Origin of the sequence: Enterocloster aldenensis (assembly GCF_003434055.1) — a bacterium.
GTDB classification, from domain to species: Bacteria; Bacillota; Clostridia; order Lachnospirales; family Lachnospiraceae; genus Enterocloster; species Enterocloster aldenensis.
The window spans coordinates 232393-246997 of record NZ_QVEX01000005.1 but is presented as its reverse complement, the minus strand read 5'-3'; the positions used below and the strand labels follow the sequence as shown (position 1 = coordinate 246997).

At 51.3% G+C, this 14605-nt stretch carries 10 protein-coding genes and 1 riboswitch; of the genes, 9 read left to right on the top strand and 1 reads right to left on the bottom strand.

Going from position 1 to position 14605, the window contains the following annotated elements; all coding sequences use genetic code 11:
- The first annotated feature begins 21 nt into the window (after window positions 1-21).
- The 8 genes from DWX59_RS12905 (at window position 22) to lpdA (ending at window position 12121) form a co-directional block, all read left to right on the top strand.
- On the top strand, window positions 22-1539 hold the full coding sequence (locus DWX59_RS12905) for a response regulator transcription factor (protein WP_166460215.1): 1518 nt from the start codon (window positions 22-24) through the stop codon (window positions 1537-1539).
- A gap of 9 nt (window positions 1540-1548) precedes the next feature.
- The gene (locus DWX59_RS12900; protein WP_117559634.1) at window positions 1549-4719 is read left to right on the top strand and encodes an alpha-mannosidase; all 3171 of its coding nucleotides are present in this window, start codon (window positions 1549-1551) and stop codon (window positions 4717-4719) included.
- Between the two features lie 113 nt (window positions 4720-4832).
- Window positions 4833-4945, top strand: a riboswitch (glycine riboswitch).
- Window positions 4946-5085: 140 nt separating this feature from the next.
- The gene (gene gcvT / locus DWX59_RS12895) at window positions 5086-6198 is read left to right on the top strand and encodes a glycine cleavage system aminomethyltransferase GcvT (protein ID WP_117559633.1); all 1113 of its coding nucleotides are present in this window, start codon (window positions 5086-5088) and stop codon (window positions 6196-6198) included.
- 28 nt (window positions 6199-6226) lie between these two features.
- Window positions 6227-6607 (top strand): glycine cleavage system protein GcvH, encoded by a 381-nt coding sequence (gene gcvH / locus DWX59_RS12890; protein WP_117559632.1) that lies wholly within the window; start codon window positions 6227-6229, stop codon window positions 6605-6607.
- A 34-nt stretch (window positions 6608-6641) separates the two neighbouring features.
- Window positions 6642-8009, top strand: coding sequence for an aminomethyl-transferring glycine dehydrogenase subunit GcvPA (gene gcvPA / locus DWX59_RS12885; RefSeq protein WP_117559631.1), 1368 nt, complete (start codon window positions 6642-6644; stop codon window positions 8007-8009).
- Window positions 8006-9496 (top strand): aminomethyl-transferring glycine dehydrogenase subunit GcvPB, encoded by a 1491-nt coding sequence (gene gcvPB, locus DWX59_RS12880; protein ID WP_117559630.1) that lies wholly within the window; start codon window positions 8006-8008, stop codon window positions 9494-9496. Before gcvPA ends, gcvPB begins: the two co-directional genes overlap by 4 nt.
- A gap of 190 nt (window positions 9497-9686) precedes the next feature.
- Window positions 9687-10670 (top strand): lipoate--protein ligase, encoded by a 984-nt coding sequence (locus tag DWX59_RS12875; protein ID WP_117559629.1) that lies wholly within the window; start codon window positions 9687-9689, stop codon window positions 10668-10670.
- A 62-nt stretch (window positions 10671-10732) separates the two neighbouring features.
- Entirely contained in the window at window positions 10733-12121 is a 1389-nt protein-coding gene (gene lpdA / locus DWX59_RS12870; RefSeq protein ID WP_117559628.1) for a dihydrolipoyl dehydrogenase, read from the top strand.
- Window positions 12122-12139: 18 nt separating this feature from the next.
- On the opposite strand, the gene DWX59_RS12865 is transcribed toward lpdA, so the two are convergent.
- On the bottom strand, window positions 12140-12784 hold the full coding sequence (locus tag DWX59_RS12865; protein WP_117559627.1) for a GntR family transcriptional regulator: 645 nt from the start codon (window positions 12782-12784) through the stop codon (window positions 12140-12142).
- Between the two features lie 268 nt (window positions 12785-13052).
- Here DWX59_RS12865 and DWX59_RS12860 point away from each other — a divergent pair, with 268 nt between their 5' ends.
- Window positions 13053-14594, top strand: a complete 1542-nt coding sequence (locus DWX59_RS12860; protein WP_117559626.1) for an alanine/glycine:cation symporter family protein — start codon at window positions 13053-13055, stop codon at window positions 14592-14594.
- Window positions 14595-14605 lie beyond the last annotated feature (11 nt).

Below are 14605 nucleotides of genomic sequence, written 5' to 3'. Positions count from 1 at the left end.
AATGTAAAAAGGAGGATGGACATGCTTTACAAACTTGCATTGGTAGATGATGAAGACTGGATTCTGGATGGGCTTCAGAATGCCATTGAATGGGATAAAATCGGTTTTCAGATAGCCGGAGCTTTTACGAATGGAAGAGATGTGCTGGAAGCACTGCTTGAGAATCCTCCGGATGCCATCCTCACGGACATAAAGATGCCCATGCAGGATGGGATATCCCTGGTAAAGAAGCTGCGGGAAGCGGGCCTCAAGGATTTGGAGGTGGTATTTTTAAGCGGATACGATGATTTTGAGCTGGCCCAATCATCCCTTAGGCTGGGGGCCGTGGATTATGTGCTTAAGCCTTCTGCGCCGGAACAGATTATAGAGGTATTTACCAGGATTAAGAACCGGCTGGATGAGCGGCGGGAGAGGGAAAAGGAAAAACAGGCGGCTACCGGGCTGGTGCAGGCCGGTGTGCAGGTGTTTAAGGACGCGGTATATAACCATATAATGAGCGGGAATGAGACTGGATATGAGAGGCTGATGACCCTGTATTCTGAATTTGTGGAGCGGGAAAAAGGAAACCCGTTCATGGTGGTCTCGGTTGCCCTGGAATCCACCATATCTGAGCACATGCCCAGGTCGGAGGATGTGCGGACCATTGAGTATCTAAGGCAGATGGTGGTGGAATTCCGGGAACACCATAACAAGGGGATTTATCTGATTAAGAATCTTTTTTCTTATTCCTTTGTATTTTCCGGGTATGACGAGGAAGTGGCGGATAACCTGACGGAAAGTATGAAGCGGAAACTGAGACGGGATACGGGCGAACATTTGATTAGCGCGAAAAGCAATGTATACAGGGATTTCCAGATGGTAAAAAAGGCGTATGATTCCTCCCTTGACAGGCTGTTCCGCCTGGACATGCCGGATCCGGTGCAGATGCTTTACTTTAAACTCGGCAATGACGCCGTGCTGAAGGCAGCCATAGAGGACAGGGACCAGCAGATTGTGCTGTGGAGCCTGAAAAACTGGATGGTAAAGGTGGATGACACGGAGCCGGAACACAGGTGGCGTATGATGAAACGTCTTCTTTATAATCTCAGCCTTATTTTCCTGCAAAACAGCATTTCCTCCCAGGAAATCTGCAATTTATACCAGTCAATCAGGGAAGGGGATTGTGAATCCGTAAAAGAAGCAGTCATTTCCTTTGTCAAGTCTGAACTTCTGGCATCCAATAACGCAAACAGCAGGAATGCCCATCTGTGTAAGGCAGCGGCCAAATATATCAGCCGGAATTATACGGAAGAAATCACGCTTAACGAACTGGCGGAACAGTTCTATATATCGCCTAATTACCTGGGAACGTTATTTAAGAAGAATATGGGCATGGGAGTCAAAGAATACCAGACAGCCATACGTCTGGAACAGGCGGAGGCACTGATTGCCAGCGGCAAATTTAAATTATACCAGGTGGCGCAGATGGTTGGATATTCAAACTATGAATATTTCCGTAAAATTTACTTTAAGCATAAAAGCAGGAACCCATCAGAATAAGGAGAAGATATGATTTTTATTAAGGAGAGGATTGGCAGGCTCATAAAGGATGTGGAGGCGCTGGTATATCCGTATGAGGTCAAGATAGATTCCTATAAAATAAAAAAGACCTGTGATCGGTTTTGTGATATCAGTCAGATTGATACATCGGACTGGGAAGAGCTTCACAAAGAAGAAATCTGGGGCGGGAACCAGGAATATTTTTGGTTTGAAACCTTTATTACAATACCGGATGAATGGGACGGCAGGTGTGTTGCCTATGAGGTGATGACAGGCAGGGAGGGCCAGTGGGATGCGGTTAATCCCCAGTTCTCAGTCTTTGTGGATGGACGGTTAAAACAGGGGTTTGATGTGAACCACAGGGAGACCATCCTTTCAGAGCAGGCCCGGGGCGGAGAGCGGCACCACATCGTACTGTCCGCATTTACCGGGGACCGGAACTTTTATTTAAAGCTGGATTCAAGGCTTAAGGTCCTGGACCGGAAGGTGGAGTCATATTACTATGACCTGAAGGTCCCCTATGACACGGCCCTGTTGCTGGATGAACCGGACCGTGAATATATGGCGGTAATCAAAAGCCTGAATGATTCCCTTAACCTGTTGGATTTGAGGAAGGAGGGCTCGGATGCATTCTATGCCAGCCTTGCCGTGGCCCATGACCGCCTGAGGAAAGATTTATATGAAAAACAGTGCGGTCAAACAGAGGTGCATACATATTGCGTGGGGCATACCCACATTGACTGTGCCTGGCAGTGGACGCTTAAAGTCACCAGGGATAAGGCAGTGCGCAGCTTTTCCACGGCACTGGAACTGATGCGCAGGTACCCGGAATTCATATTCATGTCCAGCCAGCCACAGTTATACCAGTATGTAAAAGAGGAAGCACCGGAAGTCTATGAGGAAATAAAAAGACGGGTGCGGGAAGGGCGGTGGGAGACAGAAGGCGGCATGTTTGTGGAAGCCGACTGCAACCTGGCTTCCGGCGAGTCCCTGATCCGCCAGTTCCTGTATGGAACCCGTTTTTTTAGGAGGGAATTCGGGACAGAGAATGTGATTTTATGGCTGCCCGATGTGTTCGGGTACTCCGCAGCCCTTCCCCAGATTATGAAGAAATGCAAAATCCGATATTTCATGACAACCAAGCTTAGCTGGAATGAATTTAACAAGATGCCCTACGACACGTTCATGTGGGAGGGCATTGACGGAACGGCCATACTCACCCATTTTTCACCAACCAGGGATTATCATACAGGAGGCAGGGAAGACGGGAATGAGAACAGCCATTATACCACCTATAACGGGTTCCTGTGCCCTTCCCAGGTAAAAGGGGGATGGGAACGGTATAGTCCCAAGTACCTGAACAAAGAAGTACTTATGTGTTTTGGGTACGGGGACGGGGGAGGCGGGGCGACCAGCCAGATGCTGGAGAACCAGAGACGGATTTCCAAGGGGATACCGGGCTGTCACGCCACGGTCATGAGCACGGCCAGACATTTCTTTGAGACATTAGAGGAACATGTGTCGGGCAGTTCCTGGCTTCCAAAATGGACAGGGGAGCTATACCTGGAATACCATAGGGGGACCTATACTTCCATGGCAAGGAATAAACGGTATAACAGGAAGGCGGAATTTGCCACCCAGGACACGGAGTTCCTGGCCGTGTGCGACGGGCTTATATCTGGAGCCGCCTATCCCAGGGAAGAACTTGATTCTGTCTGGGAAGCTGTTTTAAGGAACCAGTTCCACGACATCCTTCCAGGCTCATCCATCAAGGAAGTATACGATGACTCAAAAGAGGAATACGAAAAACTTCTTGCAGTAGACAGCCGTCTCATGGAAGCCTCCCTTAAGCGCCTGGTATCAGCCATAGACGCGCCGGAGGGGGCGCTGGCCGTATATAACTTCGGGCCGGAAGTTAAAGCTGAAGTAGTGGAATTTTATTATGAAGGCGGCTGGCCCGTGGTTTATGACGGGGAGAGAAAGGTGAGTGTCCAGAAGTCAGGGGAATGCACCTATATCTTCACTGCATCCGGTCTGCCGGAGCGTGGATATAAAACCTATGGACTTGGGGAATCAGAGGTGGGGGATGGGAGCAAAGGGAATCCCATGTTTTCCGTATCAGAACACCATTTGGAGAACCGGTATTTTTCAATCAGGCTTAACTCTAAGGGGCAGTTTGCAGGTATCCTTGATAAAACGGCTGGCCGGGAACTGCTTATGCCGGGAAAATCAGGCAACGTAATCATGAGTTATGAAGACCGTCCCCATAAGTATGATGCCTGGGATATTAACAATTACTATGAAGAGAAATCCTGGGAAGTGGATCAGGTGGAATGTATCGAGGTCACTGAACATGGGCCTGTGCGGGCCTGCGTCACCGTAACACGCAGATATCTTGATTCCACGATTAAACAGTCCATATATCTGTATCATGATATACCCAGGATTGACATCAGGAACCAGATAGAGTGGAAGGAACACCAGATTTTCCTTAAGACCTTATTCCCTCTGGATATCCATACCAGCGAAGCCGTATTTGATATCCAGTACGGAAATGTCAAAAGACCCACCCATGCCAATACTTCCTGGGACTTTGCCAGGTTTGAGGTGTGCGTCCACAAGTGGCTGGACCTGGGAGAAGATGATTACGGGGTAAGCTTCATCAATGACTGCAAGTATGGCTGCAGCGTCAGGGATTCGGTTGTGGGGCTGTCCATGTTAAAGTCAGGGACCTTCCCCAATCCACAGGCTGACCAGGAATATCATGAATTCACATATTCCATCTACCCGCATAAGGGGAGCTGGAAGGAAGCGGGAAGCGTTCATATGGCGTATCAGATGAATAACCCTCCGGCAGTGGTGAGAAAGGAACAGGGCGGCGGATTCCTGGACCCGGTCTTTTCCTTTTTTTCAACCGACTGTCCCAATGTCATAATCGAAGCCGTAAAAAAGGAGGAGGATGGGGAGGGAATCATCCTCAGGCTGTATGAATGCTTTAACCGGAGGACCAAAGTAATCCTGCGGTCCGGTCTGGGGGCTGCAGAGGCGTATGAGTGCAGTATGCTGGAGGAGATTGAGCAGGCATTGGCTGTGGAAAAGGGCCAGGTAAGGTTCACCATTAAGCCCTATGAGATAAAAACCATCCTGCTAAGATGCTCAGGTCATGGAAATTATCGTTAAATTTTAAACATCTTTTATCTATTGACTGACAATGCAGCCTGTGTTAGTATGAACTTAGCAAGGGCGCGGCGGCATCGCGGCACCAGCTTTTGCAGACAACTGCATACCATCGGTTGATGGATTCGGGAGAGACTGTCCGGGGCTGGGAATGGATTTCCTGCCATGTCTGGGGACAGCGCCGAAGGGGAAGCGGAGAACTCTCAGGCAAAAGGACCGGATACCGGACGATACTCTGGAAAGCGATGAAGCACCGACGAAGCCCAATCTTTCAGGTCCAAAGACAGAGCGCATGAACAAGGTTTTTGTTTGTGCGCTTTTTTAATGGAGTGAAGGGCAGCGGAGAATAAAAAAGGAGGGGAATCATTTATGGGCACAGAAGTGACGGAGGTTGTTGAACGCAAGACGCCGCTCTATGACACACATGTGAAATACAAGGGAAAGATAGTCCCGTTTGCAGGGTATCTGCTGCCGGTGCAGTATGACACCGGTGTGATTGGGGAACACATGGCGGTACGTACCAGATGCGGCCTGTTCGATGTATCACACATGGGTGAGATTATCTGTAGGGGAAAGGATGCGCTTCAGAACCTGAACATGCTGCTGACCAATGATTATACGGTCATGGCAGAGGGACAGGCGCGATACAGCCCCATGTGCAACGAAGAGGGAGGCGTGGTGGACGACCTGATTGTCTATAAGGTAAGGGACAACTGCTACTTCATTGTTGTGAACGCTGCCAATAAGGATAAGGACTATGCCTGGATGAAGGCCCGCCAGTTTGGGGATGTGGTGTTTGAGGATATTTCCGACCGCGTGGCCCAGCTGGCCCTTCAGGGGCCAAAGGCCATGGATGTCCTTAAGAAGGTGGCCAAAGAGGAAGAAATCCCGGATAAGTACTATACCTGCCGGTTTGACTGCATGATTGGGGATATCCGGTGTATTATCTCCAGGACAGGATACACGGGAGAAGACGGGGTGGAGATTTACATGGCGCCTGAGGACGCCCCGGGGATGTGGGAGCTGCTTATGGACAAGGGACAGGAGGAAGGGCTGATCCCATGCGGCCTGGGGGCCAGGGACACCCTGAGGCTGGAGGCCTCCATGCCGCTGTACGGGCATGAGATGGACGATTGCATTTCACCAAAAGAGGCTGGACTTGGGATTTTTGTAAAGATGGACAAAGAAGATTTCATCGGGAAAAAGGCCCTGGTGGAAAAAGGACCGCTGACCAGGAAGCGTGTTGGCCTTAAAGTGACAGGCAGAGGCATTATCAGGGAGCACCAGCCGGTGTATATAGGAGACCAGCAGATCGGGATGACCACGTCCGGCACCCACTGTCCTTATCTTGGGTATCCGGCGGCCATGGCGCTTGTGGGTATCGGATATAAGGAGCCGGGAACGGCTGTGGAGGTAGAGGTGCGCGGACGGCGTGTGGCCGCGGAAGTGGTGAAGCTTCCGTTTTACAAACTAAAAAAATAAAACCAGAAAATTTGAGGAGGTATTAAGAATGAATATTCCGGAAGATTTAAAGTACGCAAAATCACACGAGTGGGTAAAGATGCTGGACGAGGAGACGGCCCTGATCGGCCTGACCGATTATGCCCAGGATGCCCTGGGGGACCTGGTGTTTGTGAACCTGCCGGAAGCAGGGGATGAGGTGGAAGCAGGTGAGACGTTTGCGGATGTGGAATCCGTGAAGGCTGTTTCAGATGTATTTTCACCGGTGACAGGCACTGTGGCGGAGGTTAACGAAGGACTTCTGGACGCACCTGAGTCCATTAATGAAGCGCCCTATGAGGCATGGTTCATTAAAGTGGAGCATATTACGGATACGGAAGAACTGATGGATGCCCCGGCCTATGATGCATACATCAAGACCCTTGATTAAAATAATCCATTCCGCCAGAAATGAGGTGTAGCTTATGGGGACGTATGTGCCTGATACGAAGCAGGAGCAGCAGGAAATGCTTCGTGAGATAGGATTCAACAGTTTCGATGAAATGTTTTCCCATATCCCGGAGGAGGTAAAGCTGAAGGACGGCCTGGATCTTATGCCGGGTCTCAGCGAGCAGGCTGTAATCGGGAAGATGGAGGACATAGCCGGCAAGAACGTGGTGTTCCGCCACATCTTCCGCGGGGCAGGTGCTTATAACCATTACATACCGGCCATTGTATCCAGCGTGATATCCAAGGAGGAATTTGTCACTGCCTATACGCCTTATCAGGCGGAAATCAGCCAGGGCATCCTCCAGTCCATATTTGAGTACCAGACCATGATATGCGAGCTGACGGGCATGGACGCATCCAATGCATCCATCTATGACGGCGCAACGGCAGCGGCCGAGGCAGCAGCCATGTGCAGGGACAGGAAGCGGAGCACGGTCTATGTTTCCGGGGCAGCCAATCCCGGGGTCATTGAGGTGATTAAGACATACTGCTTTGGCAGCAATACAAAAGTAATCATTGTGCCGGAGGAATGTGGTGTCACGGATGCAGATGCCCTGGCCCGCATGATGAAGGAGGACGCCCAGGCAGCCTGCTTTTATGTGCAGCAGCCAAACTACTTCGGCAATATGGAGGATGGGGACCTTCTGGGCCGCATTGTACATGATGCAGGCGCCAAATATATCATGGGATGCAATCCCATGGCGCTGGGGATCATGAAGGCGCCTGCCGGGTACGGCGCCGATATTGCGGTGGGCGACGGTCAGCCCCTGGGCATGCCGCTGGCATTTGGGGGCCCCTACCTGGGATTCATGGCAGCGACCGCGGCCATGGCAAGGAAGCTTCCGGGCCGTATCGTTGGAGAGACAAAGGATGATAAGGGCGAGAGGGCATTTGTACTGACCCTCCAGGCCCGTGAACAGCATATACGCAGGGAAAAGGCCAGTTCCAATGTCTGCTCCAACCAGGCATGGTGCGCCCTCACTGCTTCGGTGTATATGACGGCCATGGGCGCGGACGGCATGGCAGAAGCCGCAGCCCAGTGTATGTCCAAGGCACATTATCTTAGGGATGTGTTAAAGGAAGCCGGACTTGAACCAAAGCATGACCGGGAATTTTTCCATGAGTTCGTGACAGTCAGCCCTGAAGGCAGGTGCACGGACAGTAACCATATCCTCCGCGCACTTGAGGAACACGGAATCCTTGGGGGCCTTAAGCTGTCTGACAGGGAGATACTCTGGTGCGCAACGGAAGTCAATACCAGGGAGGAAATGGATGAAACCGCATCCATTGTCCGAAACGTGCTTCACGGTGAATGCAGGCATAAGGAGGTGTGCGGTTCATGAAACTTGTATTTGAAAAGGGCTCGGCCGGAAGAGGCTTAAACCTTATCCGTGGGTGTGATGTACCCAGGGTATCCCTGGATGGGGAACATAAAAGGGAGGCGCCCCCCCGTCTGCCCCATATGTCGGAAAATGAAATCAGCCGCCATTACACACAGCTGGCAAAGCGCTCCCATGGCGTGAATGACGGGTTCTACCCCCTGGGTTCCTGTACCATGAAGTACAACCCCAAAGTCAATGAGGAGGCTGCTGCGCTGAAAGGATTCAGATGCGTCCATCCGCTGCAGCCCGCAGACACGCTTCAGGGCTCCATGGAGGTCCTTTACCTGGCGGAGAAGTATCTTTGCGAGATTACAGGCATGGACGCCATGACCTTCCAGCCCGCGGCCGGCGCCCATGGGGAATTTACCGGCCTGCTGTTAATCAAGGCATACCATGTACACAGAAAGGATGACAGACGTACCAAGATCATTGTCCCGGATTCAGCCCACGGCACCAACCCGGCCAGCGCGTCCATGTGCGGTTATGAAGTAATCAGCATACCGTCCAGGGAAGACGGGTGTGTGGATTTGGAGCAGCTGAGGGCGGCGGTTGGGGAGGACACGGCAGGACTTATGCTGACCAACCCCAATACAGTTGGATTGTTTGATAAGAATATCCTGGAGATAACAAGGATTGTCCATGAGGCAGGCGGGCTGTGTTACTATGACGGCGCGAACCTGAATGCGGTCATGGGAATCGTGCGCCCGGGAGACATGGGCTTTGACGTGGTACACCTGAACCTGCACAAGACATTTTCCACGCCTCATGGCGGCGGCGGACCGGGCAGCGGCCCCGTTGGCTGTAAGGAATTCCTGATGCCGTATCTGCCGGGGGTCAGGGTGGCGGCGGATCCGGCAGGAGAGGCAGCTATAGATAAGACAGGAGACGGCGCAGGGGATAAGGCCCCGGCCCGGTATATCTTTGAACGGGCGCCCGAGTCCATCGGGGATGTGAAGCAGTTTTATGGCAATTTCCTGGTGGTCGTAAAGGCCCTGACCTATATCATGAGCCTTGGCAGGGAGGGGATACGGGAGGCGTCCTCCAATGCGGTATTAAATGCAAATTACATGAAGGTAAAACTTTCTGATGTATATGACATGGCTTACAATGAGACCTGCATGCATGAGTTCGTCATGAGCCTGGAGGGTATGAAGCACAAAAATGGCGTCACGGCCATGGATATAGCCAAGGCACTGCTGGATTACGGCATCCATCCGCCCACCATGTACTTCCCGCTGATTGTCCATGAGGCCCTGATGGTGGAACCCACGGAGACAGAGTCAAAGGAGACGCTGGATGAGGCCATCCAGGTGTTCCATAAGATATATGAGACAGCCATGGCGTCGCCGGGAGAACTTCACAGCGCACCCCACACAACGCCTATCGGAAGGCCGGATGAGGTAACGGCTGCGCGTAAGCCGGTGCTCCGGTACACATGGGAAAGCTGACCGGACCAATATAGAAGACCTGCCTGGGCAGCCGGGAAAGCTGTCCGGGCAGGTTTTCTGGGATATGGGGCGGCACTGGCCGCGCCCGGTGTAAAAACGCCGGTACATAGCCCCTGTCATGTACGCCGGGAAGCACTGGCAGGTCATGGGGTAACATACCATACGGAGTATTTGCGCGGAAGGAGGCAGAATGATTAACAGGCTGATCTGGCTGGAGACAGATAATACATACCCTTACAGGAACCTGGCCATGGAGGAATACATGACCAACCATGTGCCTGACGGAACCTGTATCCTTTTCCTGTGGCAGAACCGGCATACGGTGGTGATTGGCAGGAACCAGAACTGCTGGAAGGAATGCAGGGTGGATTTCCTTGAGGAAGAAGGAGGATACCTGGTGCGCAGGCTTTCAGGCGGCGGGGCAGTGTTCCACGACCTGGGCAACCTGAATTTTACATTTATTGTAAGAAAAACGGATTATGACGTGGAACGCCAGCTGCAGGTGATACTGGAGGCAGTCAGGAGGCTGGGAATCCAGGCAGAGAAAACCGGGCGCAATGATATTACGGTTGAGGGGAGAAAATTTTCCGGCAATGCATTTTACCAGACAGGAGACTGCTGTTACCATCACGGGACCCTGCTGGTCCATGCTGACAAGGAAAATATGTCAAGATACCTGAATGTGCCGCGGGAAAAGCTGGAATCCAAAGGAGTATCCTCTGTAAAGTCAAGGGTGGCCAATCTGGACGAGTTCTGTCCCGGTCTGACAGTGGACAGGGTGAAGGCTGCTTTGGCGGAGGCATTTTCCCAGGTATATGGACAGGTTGCTGAGAAGATGGAAGAGAAGGAACTCCCGGAGGATGCCATAGGCCCGCTGACGGAAAAGTTTGAATCCTGGCAGTGGAAATACGGCAGGAAGATTCCTTTTGAACATGAGATGGAGCAGCGCTTTGCCTGGGGCGGGATCCAGATGCAGTTTCATGTGGACGGGGGCAGGATACAGGAGGTTAATGTGTTTTCCGATGCCATGGACCAGGAACTGATTGGGAATCTGTCAGAGAGACTAAAGGGCTGTCCGTACGATGGGAATGCCATGTGCGAGGCAGTTAAAGAAGCGGGAACAGAAGGCGGGATAAGACAGGACATCCTGTCCCTCATAAAGGAATCCATGTAACAGAAGGTCTGGTGCCGCCTGGCGCCAGGATATAGAGCAGGAGTGAAAGAGAGGTTAATGATATGGCAGACAGATGGAATCTGGTGGTTATAGGCGCAGGACCGGGCGGGTATGAGGCAGCGGTTGAAGGGGCCAGGAAGGGTATGAGGGTGGCGCTGGTGGAGAACCGTGAACTTGGCGGGACCTGCCTGAACCGGGGATGTATCCCCACAAAGACCATCCTGCATACAGCGGAACTATATCATGAACTTCAGTCAGGGCCATCCATCGGCCTTCGGGCAGACCAGGCAGCCGTTGACATGGCCATGGTGCAGCAGCGCAAACAGGAGGTCATTAATCAGCTGAGGGCCGGAATCGCTGCCCTGATGAAGACAAATAAAATTGCGGTTTACAGTGGGACAGGAACAATAGTGGACCGTTGCCACGTATCGGTCCGGTCGGAAAGCGGTGAACCGGTCCTTCTGGAGACTGACCATATACTGATTGCCACGGGCTCTGTGCCGGCCTGCCCTCCGATTCCAGGAGCAGACCTGCCGGGGGTGGTGACCAGCGACGGTCTGCTGGATAAGCAGGACATGTTCGGGCATTTAATCATCATAGGCGGCGGTGTGATTGGAATGGAATTTGCCTCAATCTACAGTTCCCTTGGACACCCTGTGACCGTAATCGAGGCCCTGGACCGCATCCTGCCCGGAATGGACAAGGAAATAGCCCAGAACCTTAAGATGATTTTGAAAAAGCGGGGTACGGACATCCATACAGGCGCCAGGGTGGAGGAAATCCTTAGGGCAGGGGACGGCAGGGGACTGGCCTGCCGGTTCGTGGAGAAGGACAAGGCATGGGAGGTTACGGCTGACGGCATCCTGATTGCCACGGGCCGCAGGGCCTATACAGGCGGGCTCATATCAGAGGAAAGCAGCCAGGACATCAAGGATATGGCAATGGAACGCGGCCGTATCGTGACGGATGGGAATCATGAAACCAGCGTTCCCGGCATATATGCCATTGGGGATGTTGCCGGAGGCATCCAGCTGGCCTATGCGGCCACGGCCCAGGGGCGCAGCGCAGTGGCCCATATGGCAGGTGAGGAGGCGGGCATCCGTCTGGATATCGTCCCCTCCTGTGTCTACACCAGTCCGGAAATCGGCTGTGTGGGAATCACCGTGGATGAGGCAAAGGAAAAGGGCATATCTGTCATCACCAGGAAATACCTGATGTCAGCCAATGGAAAATCCCTTCTCTCCCAACAGGAGCGCGGTTTCATAAAGGTAGTTGCGGACAGCAAAAGCCACTGTATCCTGGGCGCCCAGATGATGTGTGCCAGGGCCACGGATATGATTAGCCAGTTTGCGGTGGCCATTGTCAATGAGCTGACGCTGGAGGACATGGCAAAGGCCATATTCCCCCATCCCACATTTAGCGAAGGGATTTCGGAGGCTGTAAGGCAATAAGAAGCTCTATTCCCAGAATTAATCTGGTTCCCCATCAATCAAATGCACACCATACCGGTAGTGCTCCTCTGTCAGCTTCTCCGCCAGCTTATAATCCCCATCCTCATAAGCTTCCGTAATCAGCCTGTGCTGCCGGATAGAGGAGGTCCTGTGCTCCAGGGTGCGGACCGCGTGCCGCATCAGCAGGAACCGTATCAGGTTGTATCTCTTGTAGGTTTCCTTTAAGAAACGGTTGCCGCAGTAATCAAAGAATGCCTTGTGGAAGCGGTAATCCGCGTCAAAATATGCCTCGTCATCCTGGGCCTCGGCCATAGCTTTTAGGTTGCGGTAAAGTTCCTCCGTTACCTGCCGGGTTTGGCTGCTGCGCGCAGAAAGGGCCACGGCCTGGCAGGACAGGGCAAGGATGAATTCATTCAGCTCCCCGGAGTATTCAAAATCAAAACTGATCAGCTGGGCGCCGGTTTTTGTCACCTCGCCAATCAGACCATCCTGGTTCAGCTTATTGATGGCATCCCTTATGGGAGTGGAGGAAACCTGAAAGCGTTCCTGCAGCTCACGGTTCGTGAGCTTGGCGCCAAGGGGTATGGTTCCTGCAAGGATGTCCTCTTTTAAGATGTTGTAAATCTGTTCACTTAATGTGAGTTTTATAATGTTTTCAGCCATAGACGTTCCGTATCCACCATCTTCCCTTCATAATTACGCCTATTCTACTACACATTTGGGTCAAATGCAATAAAACTATGGGAATGTGCATAACAGGATGTGCATAATATCAAAATTATTTTAAAATCCCCCTTGACTATTGGTTAAAATGCTGTATAATAAGAATCACAAGTGATGCATCACGCATCACGCATCATAAAACCGCGGAGAGATGCAAAGACAAATCATGGACGTAAATTGTTAAACAAACAAATTATGACAGGGGGGAATGATTATTTTTGAGCGGATATTACAGATGATTGTGAAGGTAATCACATCATTGAACGAACTTTTATGGGGGGATTTGTTTATCCTTGAGTTTTCCAATGGAGAAACCCGGTTTGGCATATCGCTGCTGGTTATTATCCTGATACCTGCAGGTATTTATTTTACCTGTAAGACACGGTTTCTGCCCTTCCGGCTGTTTCCGGAAATGGTCAGGGTTACGCTGGAGAAAAAGAGCAGTAATGAAAAGGGTTCAATATCAGGCTTACAGGCGCTGATTATTGCCACCGCTACCAGGGTTGGCATGGGGAACCTGGCAGGAGTTGTGGCCGCCATATCCTTTGGCGGGGCAGGAGCGGTTTTTTGGATGTGGCTGTCGGCATTGATTGGCTCATCCAGCGCCTTTATTGAATCAACCCTGGCTCAGATTTATAAAGAGAAGGATCCTCTTTATGGCGGGTTTAGGGGAGGTCCGGCCTATTTCATGGACCGCATGAGGATTATTACCAAGGTTAAGCGGGAGGATATTTTTGTAAAGGATGTACATAATGAGGCTGAATATGTTGCAAGTGACAAGCAGACCTATTATACAAGAGGCTGCAAATTCACATTCCTGGGCCTGGCATTTGCATTTTCCGGCCTTCTGTGCTGGGCAGGAATCAGCCAGGTGGTTGCCAATTCCGTAACATCCTCCTTTAAAAATGCATTTGGTATTCCTCAGCTGGCTACCACGATTGTCCTGGTTGTCATGTCTGCACTGATTGTACTCAGGAAGAATGCCACGGTAAAGGTCCTGGATAGAGTGGTTCCGGTCATGGCCTGCGCGTATTTTGCCATAACACTGTTTATTATCTTAAAAAATATTACTTATTTGCCGGTGGTGCTTAATAACATTTTTTCACAGGCATTTGGGTTAAAGCCCATTGTTGGGGGCGGCCTTGGGGCAGTGGTCATGAATGGGGTAAAAAGGGGTCTGTTCTCCAATGAGGCAGGAAGCGGTTCCGCATCCTGTGCTGCCGCTGCTGCAGAAGTCAGCCATCCTGTGAAACAGGGACTGATCCAGTCATTGGGAGTATTCATCGATACCCTGGTAATCTGCAGCTGTTCTGCATTCATCATGCTGCTGGCTCCCGGGGAGGCCATTGAGGGACTGGTGGGAATGGATCTGCTGCAGGCGGCCATGAATTATCATATGGGCAAGTTCGGGGTTGTTTTTATAGCCATCATCCTGTTCATGTTCAGTTTTTCAACCTTTATCGGCATCCTTTACTATGCAAGATGTAATGTGGCTTATATTTTCGGGGATACCTGGAAAGCCCAGACTGGCTATAAGCTGTTTGCGCTGGCAATGCTTTTTATAGGCGGGGTTGCCGCATACACATTTGTGTGGGATCTGGGGGATTTAGGGGTTGGATTAATGACAATCTTTAACATGCTTGCCATTATACCCCTTTCAGGCCAGGCAATTTCAGCCCTCAGGGATTATGAGCAACAGTACATGATGAAAGACAAAAAAGTTAACAGAAATGAAAAAATCATTATATAAAATAAGGAGGA

Excerpts from the sequence above, each read along its gene's own strand:
- gcvT (WP_117559633.1), top strand. The coding sequence starts at position 5,086 with ATGGGCACAGAAGTGACGGAGGTTGTTGAACGCAAGACGCCGCTCTAT.
- DWX59_RS12905 (WP_166460215.1), top strand. The coding sequence starts at position 22 with ATGCTTTACAAACTTGCATTGGTAGATGATGAAGACTGGATTCTGGAT.
- DWX59_RS12860 (WP_117559626.1), top strand. The coding sequence starts at position 13,053 with ATGATTATTTTTGAGCGGATATTACAGATGATTGTGAAGGTAATCACA.
- DWX59_RS12900 (WP_117559634.1), top strand. The coding sequence starts at position 1,549 with ATGATTTTTATTAAGGAGAGGATTGGCAGGCTCATAAAGGATGTGGAG.
- gcvH (WP_117559632.1), top strand. The coding sequence starts at position 6,227 with ATGAATATTCCGGAAGATTTAAAGTACGCAAAATCACACGAGTGGGTA.
- DWX59_RS12865 (WP_117559627.1), bottom strand. The coding sequence starts at position 12,784 with ATGGCTGAAAACATTATAAAACTCACATTAAGTGAACAGATTTACAAC.
- lpdA (WP_117559628.1), top strand. The coding sequence starts at position 10,733 with ATGGCAGACAGATGGAATCTGGTGGTTATAGGCGCAGGACCGGGCGGG.
- DWX59_RS12875 (WP_117559629.1), top strand. The coding sequence starts at position 9,687 with ATGATTAACAGGCTGATCTGGCTGGAGACAGATAATACATACCCTTAC.
- gcvPA (WP_117559631.1), top strand. The coding sequence starts at position 6,642 with ATGGGGACGTATGTGCCTGATACGAAGCAGGAGCAGCAGGAAATGCTT.
- gcvPB (WP_117559630.1), top strand. The coding sequence starts at position 8,006 with ATGAAACTTGTATTTGAAAAGGGCTCGGCCGGAAGAGGCTTAAACCTT.